At 72.5% G+C, this 5,650-nt stretch carries 6 protein-coding genes; all 6 read left to right on the top strand.

Translation table 11 applies throughout. The features are described from left to right. Positions 1 to 921: AAA family ATPase (locus F2B26_RS14195; protein WP_159810475.1), on the top strand; the 921-nt coding region annotated here is incomplete at its 5' end. A gap of 171 nt (positions 922 to 1,092) precedes the next feature. Then, complete coding sequence (locus tag F2B26_RS14190; protein WP_159810474.1) at positions 1,093 to 1,452, top strand: hypothetical protein; 360 nt, start codon at positions 1,093 to 1,095, stop codon at positions 1,450 to 1,452. A gap of 94 nt (positions 1,453 to 1,546) precedes the next feature. Then, positions 1,547 to 2,734, top strand: coding sequence for a signal recognition particle-docking protein FtsY (gene ftsY / locus F2B26_RS14185; protein ID WP_159810472.1), 1,188 nt, complete (start codon positions 1,547 to 1,549; stop codon positions 2,732 to 2,734). Positions 2,735 to 2,929: 195 nt separating this feature from the next. Continuing rightward, positions 2,930 to 4,246 (top strand): ammonium transporter, encoded by a 1,317-nt coding sequence (locus F2B26_RS14180; protein WP_159810470.1) that lies wholly within the window; start codon positions 2,930 to 2,932, stop codon positions 4,244 to 4,246. Then, positions 4,246 to 4,587 carry a P-II family nitrogen regulator gene (locus tag F2B26_RS14175; RefSeq protein ID WP_159810468.1) on the top strand — a complete coding sequence of 114 codons (342 nt, stop codon included), beginning with the start codon at positions 4,246 to 4,248 and terminating at the stop codon, positions 4,585 to 4,587. The genes F2B26_RS14180 and F2B26_RS14175 overlap by 1 nt, the downstream gene beginning before the upstream one ends. 24 nt (positions 4,588 to 4,611) lie before the next feature. Further along, positions 4,612 to 5,650: [protein-PII] uridylyltransferase family protein (locus F2B26_RS14170; RefSeq protein WP_499679448.1), on the top strand; the 1,039-nt coding region annotated here is incomplete at its 3' end.

Genomic DNA, 5,650 nt, shown 5'->3' with positions numbered 1-5,650 from the left:
GCTCGCGGGCGCGACGTGCAGGTGCAGGCCGCTCGGGTGCAGGTCGACGCCCGGGCCCGCGAGCTGGCCGAGCTCACCGACGTCGCGCACCGCGACGAGGTGGCGCGCGCGGCCCAGCTGGCCCGGGTGGAGCAGCTCAACGACCGGTCGGTCGCCGAGCTCGGCCTGGAGCCGTCGGTGCTGCTCGCCGAGTTCGGGCCGGAGCACGAGGTGCCGGTGCTCGACCCGGTGCCGGACGGTCCCACCTCGGTGCCCTACGTGCGGGCCGAGCAGGAGAAGCGGCTGCGGGCGGCCGAGCGCGCGCTCGCGCTGCTGGGCAAGGTCAACCCGCTCGCGCTGGAGGAGTTCGAGGCGCTCGAGGAGCGGCACCGGTTCCTCACCGAGCAGCTCGCGGACCTCAAGCGGTCGCGCACCGACCTGCTGCAGATCGTCTCGGACATCGACGAGCGGGTGCAGCAGGTGTTCGCCGAGGCGTTCGCCGACACCGCGGCGGCGTTCGAGGTCGTCTTCTCCCGGCTGTTCCCGGGCGGTGAGGGCCGGCTGCTGCTCACCGAGCCGGACGACATGCTGGCCACCGGGGTCGAGGTCGAGGCACGTCCGGCGGGCAAGAAGATCAAGCGTCTGTCGCTGCTGTCGGGCGGCGAGCGGTCCCTGGCCGCGGTCGCGATGCTGGTCGCGATCTTCAAGGCGCGGCCCAGCCCGTTCTACGTGATGGACGAGGTGGAGGCGGCGTTGGACGACGCGAACCTCGGGCGGCTCATCGAGGTGCTGCGTGAGCTGCAGACCGACTCCCAGCTCATCGTCATCACGCACCAGAAGCGCACGATGGAGATCGCCGACGCCCTCTACGGGGTGACGATGCGCGGCGACGGCGTGAGCACCGTGGTGAGCCAGCGGCTGCGCGAGCAGACCGCGGTCTGAGCCCGGCCCGGTCTGAGCCCGGCCCGGTCTGAGCCCGGCCCGGTCTGAGCCTGGCCCAGCCCGGTCCTCCCCGGTCGTGTCCCGGGGCTGCCCGGCGGCATCGGGGTGAATGTCCTGTGCAGGTCGGCGTGGGCGCAGGCCGACCGTGGGCGCGCGGGGGAGGATCGTCCCATGGTTGTCGTCGTGATCGGTGTTGTCCTGACCCTGCTCGTCGCTGGTGGCGTGATCCTCTTCGCCTCGGTCTCTCCCGATCGTGATGTCCTCGCCGGTGACGAGTCGGTCTGGAAGGCGTTCCGACGGGGGGTGCACCGCCCTGCCTCACAGGTCGAGCAGGTCCCGGTCGACGTCCCGTTGGTCGAGATGCTCGAGTCGGCGGACGACGGTGGCGAGGCCTACCTGACGTCCGACGAGCTGGCCCTCACCTGGGCACGGGCCCGTGAGCGTGCGAGCGAGCAGACGACGCGGGTCGGCGAGCTGGCCGGTCGTGCGCTGCCGCACCACGGGTCGACGCAGACCGCCCACCGGGGCTGAGCAGCCCGGTCGCCGCGGCCCTGCCACCTCGTCGCGGCGGGGCCGATGAGCGTGCGGTTCGCCGTGGTCGCCGTCCACCCGCCAGACTGGGCACGTGCTCACCTCGAACGCCCCTGATCCCCTCGTCCTGCTCGTCGTCGCCGTCGCACTGCTGCTGGCGGGCGTCCTGGTCGCGGTCCAGCTGGTCCGTTCGGGGCGGCGGCGGTCCGCAGAGCAGCCGCCGACCCCGTCGGACGAGGACGTGCGGCCCGACGCCGAGGTCGCGGTACCGGTCGACGAGCCCACCGAGGGCGAGGTTGCCGAGGACACCGAGCCCGAACCGGTGGTGCGGGAGACCCCGGCCCCGTCCGCCGGCCGCCTCGTCCGGCTGCGGGAGCGACTGGCGCGTTCTGGGTCGCCGCTGGGGGCGCGCATCCTCGGGGTGCTCTCGCGCGACCACCTGTCGGAGGCCGACTGGGACGAGCTCGAGGAGACGCTGCTGCTGGCCGACGTCGGCGCCGGTCCGACGGCCGAGCTGCTCGACGCGCTGCGCACCCGGGCGCGGGTGGCCGGGCTGGACGACCCGGCGGCGACTCGCGCGGTGCTGCGCGAGCAGCTCGTCTCGCTGCTCGACCCGAGCCTCGACCGCTCGCTGGCAGTGACGCCCGGCACGGACGACGCCGGTCAGCCCGTGCCGGCCGTCGTGCTCGTCGTCGGCGTCAACGGGACCGGCAAGACGACGACCGTGGGCAAGCTGGCCCGGGTGCTCGTGGCCGACGGCCGCTCGGTGGTGCTCGGCGCGGCCGACACCTTCCGGGCCGCGGCCGCCGAGCAGCTGGCCACCTGGGGCTCGCGGGTCGGGGTCGCGACGGTGCGGGCCGACCGCGAGGGTGCGGACCCGGCCTCGGTCGCGTTCGACGCCGTCCGCACCGGGCGCCGGGAGGGCACCGACGTCGTGCTCATCGACACCGCCGGGCGGCTGCAGAACAAGGCCGGGCTCATGGACGAGCTCGGCAAGATCACCCGGGTGGTGACCCGTGAGGCGCCGCTGTCCGAGGTGCTGCTCGTGCTCGATGCGACCACCGGTCAGAACGGGTTGTCCCAGGCGCGGGTGTTCGCGCAGGTCGCGGCGGTCACCGGGATCGTGCTCACCAAGCTCGACGGCACCGCCAAGGGTGGCATCGTCGTGCAGGTGCAGCGTGAGCTCGGGGTGCCGGTCAAGCTGGTCGGCCTCGGCGAGGGCCCGGACGACCTGGCGCCGTTCGACGTCGAGGCGTTCGTCGACGGGCTGCTCGGCGCCTGACCGGGCCGCTGCGGCGGGGCGCGCCCGGGGCGGATCCGGTGCCCCCGCGAGTCGGACACATGATGTTTACCTGGCCGAAGGGTCCGTGACGCCGCTGTAACACGCGCGGTGGTCGCAGGTAACGGGGTTCCTCCACGGTTGTGCCGTCCAGCTGCTCCGGCTGGGCTTCGGGAGAAACGGATACCGCGAATGCTGATGGACGAATTCGCTCTGGACTCCGGCAACACCGCGTGGATGCTCACCTCGGCCGTCATCGTCCTCATGATGACGGTCCCCGCCCTGGCGTTCTTCTACGGCGGCATGGTGCGCGGCAAGTCGGTCCTCAACATGCTCATGATGAACTTCGTCGCGGCCGGCACGGTCGGGTTCATCTGGATCCTGTACGGCTACGGCATGGCGTTCGGCACGTCGACGACGGGCTTCGGCCAGTTCGTCGGGAACCCGTTCCAGTTCTTCGGTCTGCAGAACCTCACCGACGCCGACACCTTCGGGGCCCCGTACGGCGTCCCCGCGTTCGTCTTCGTCGCGTTCCAGGCCACGTTCGCCGTCATCACCGTCGCCCTCATCACGGGTGCGATCGCGGACCGCATCAAGTTCGGTCACTGGGTCGCCTTCACCATCATCTGGGCGACGGCCGTCTACTTCCCGCTCGCGCACATGGTGTGGGGCGGCGGCTTCCTGGGTGCCTCCGGCCCGATCGGGACCGCGCTGTCCACCCCGATCGACTTCGCCGGTGGCACCGTGGTCCACATCGACGCCGGTGCTGCCGGTCTGGCGCTCGCGCTGCTGCTCGGCAAGCGCAAGAACTGGCCGAAGGAGCCGATGCGGCCGCACAACCTGCCGTTCGTCATGCTCGGTGCTGCGCTGCTGTGGGTCGGCTGGTTCGGCTTCAACGCCGGTTCGGAGCTGGCCGCTGACGGCACCGCGGGTCGTGCCTGGATCAACACCTTCGTCGCCACCTGCGTCGCGATGCTCGGCTGGCTCGTCACCGAGAAGTTCCGTGACGGGCACGCCACGTCGCTGGGTGCCGCCTCGGGCATCGTCGCCGGTCTGGTCGCCATCACCCCGGCCGCTGCGGCGGTCGACTCGTGGGGCGCCATCGCCATCGGCCTCATCGCCGGTGTGGTCTGCGCGCTGGCCGTCGGCCTGAAGTACAAGCTCGGCTACGACGACGCGCTCGACGTGGTCGGCGTCCACCTCGTCGGTGGCATCACCGGCACCGTCCTCATCGGGCTCTTCGCCACGACGAACCAGGGCGGGTTCCTGCCGACGGGCGCCAAGGAAGGTCTGTTCTACGGTGGCGGGGTCACCCAGCTGCTCACGCAGATCTCGGTGGCGCTCATCGCGGTCGTGTTCTCCTTCGTGCTCACCTACATCATCGGCTCGATCCTCAAGGCGATCGGTGGGCTGCGTCTGTCCGAGGAGATCGAGGTCGGCGGGATCGACCTCGCGGTCCACGGTGAGCAGGCGTACGAGTCCCTGGGTGCCCGTGTCGTGACGGAGGTGAAGTGATGACCAAGCTCGTGAGCGCGGTCATCCAGCCGCACCGGCTGGATGACGTGAAGTCGGCCCTCGAAGCCGCAGGTGTGCGTGGTCTGACCGTGAGCGAGGCCAGCGGCTACGGCCGCCAGCGCGGTCACACGGAGGTCTACCGCGGTGCGGAGTACACCGTGGACCTGGTCCCGAAGGTGCGGATCGACGTGCTCGTCGGCGACGAGGACTCGGCCGGTGTCGTCGACGTGCTCGTCCAGGCGGCGCAGACCGGCAAGATCGGCGACGGCAAGGTCTGGGTCGTGCCGGTGGAGGACGTCGTGCGCGTCCGCACCGGTGAGCACGGCGCCGACGCGATCTGACCGGCACCCGGCGCGATGAGTGCGGTGCACCCGACCGCGCCGGGGGCCAGTGAGCAGGACGACACGCAGGTCCCGCACGTGAGCGTGCGGGACCTGCGTGTGCGTCGGCTCGAGGTGGCCGACGAGCTGCCCGGATCCGGCCCGGCCGGCCTGGCCAGACGCCGGCGGCTGGCCGACATGGCCGTCTCGGCCCTGGCCGAGCTGTGGGCCCAGGCCACCGAGCAGATGGACACCACGGGCCTGGCCCTCGGTGCCGTCGGCAGTCTCGGGCGCGGTGACGCCTCGCCCATCTCCGACCTCGACCTCGTGCTCGTGCACGAGGGGCGGGGCCGTTCCCCGGCGGACCTGGCCGGGCTGGCCGAACGCCTCTGGTACCCGATCTGGGACGCCGGACTGGACCTGGACCACTCGGTGCGGTCGCTCGCCCAGTGCCGCCAGGTGGCCTCCAAGGACCTGCCGGCGGCCGTCGGCCTGCTCGAGCTGCGGCACGTGGCCGGGGACCCCGTGGTGGTCGCGCGCGCCATGTCCGCCCTCCTGGAGGACTGGCGGGCCGCGGCCCGACGCCGGCTCCCCGAGCTGTTGGCCTCCACCCGGGTGCGGGCCGAGCGGAACGGTGAGCTCGCCTACCTCATCGAGCCGGACCTCAAGGAGGCGCGCGGCGGCATCCGCGACGCGGTCGTGCTGTCGGCGCTGGCCGCCACCTGGCTCACGGACCGTCCGCACGGTGCGGTCGACACCGCGTACGCGCACCTGCTCGACGTGCGCGACACCGTCCAGCTCGTCACGCGGCGGCACACCAACCGGCTGCTGCTGGCCGACCAGGACGAGGTCGCGGCCCGGGTCGGCTTCGACGACCGGGACGACCTGCTGGCGTCCATCGCCGAGTCCGGCCGGGTGATCTCGTACGCCCTCGACTCCACCGCACGCAACGCGCGCCAGGCGCTGCAGCGCCCGGCCCGTCCGCCGCTGCTGGTGCGCGGGCGCCGGCAGCCGCCCCGGCTGCGGACCATCGCCGAGGGGCTCGTCGAGCACGACGGCGAGCTGGTGCTCGCGGCCGACGCCC

The sequence above is a fragment of the Cellulomonas citrea genome (assembly GCF_009829685.1).
Lineage (GTDB): Bacteria > Actinomycetota > Actinomycetes > Actinomycetales > Cellulomonadaceae > Cellulomonas > Cellulomonas citrea.
The sequence above is the reverse complement of the archived record's forward strand: the minus strand, read 5'-3'. Positions and strand labels throughout refer to the sequence as shown.